Annotated in this window: 1 protein-coding gene; it reads right to left on the reverse strand. The window is 49.6% G+C overall.

Annotated features, from left to right (window positions below; translation table 11 throughout):
• Nucleotides 1–230 precede the first annotated feature (230 nt).
• Nucleotides 231–454 (reverse strand): TOBE domain-containing protein (locus tag ACLNEE_RS16960; RefSeq protein ID WP_412007460.1); only part of this gene is annotated, 224 nt, incomplete at its 5' end.

A 454-nucleotide genomic window follows, 5' to 3' on the forward strand; every position in this document is an offset into this window, starting at 1 on the left:
TTCCAGTTGTTGGCGTAGATTATCTAGTCCTTCCCCCTCTCCCAGTATCTGTATATCAGGCTCCCTCCCCAAAGCGGTGACCAATCCCAGGCGAAACACGGGATCTTCATCAACAATCAAAATCGTTAAGGGAGAGTCACTCACGACAATGGTGGGGCCACAACACCGCCCATTCTAGACTGTCCACTAGCCAATGCCACCCAAATAGTTAAATTCTCCTTAAAACTCCCCTAAGCATGGACAAATATGGGGGGGGAAGGATTCGTTAGGGTTAAATTAACCTTACTGCCCACCGGAATTACTGTCTGTAAAGAAGTGCGGGCATGGATTTGCCGGCCAGCGGCAGTTTCTAAACAGTAGCGATACTCTCGACCAAGAAATTGGCGATCGCTGATAACCACAGGCCCATCACTGGCGGGGCTGAGCTCAATTTCCTCTTCCCGCAACATAATCT

The sequence above is a fragment of the Aphanothece stagnina RSMan2012 genome (assembly GCF_046764815.1).
Taxonomy (GTDB): Bacteria; Cyanobacteriota; Cyanobacteriia; order PCC-6307; family Cyanobiaceae; genus NIES-981.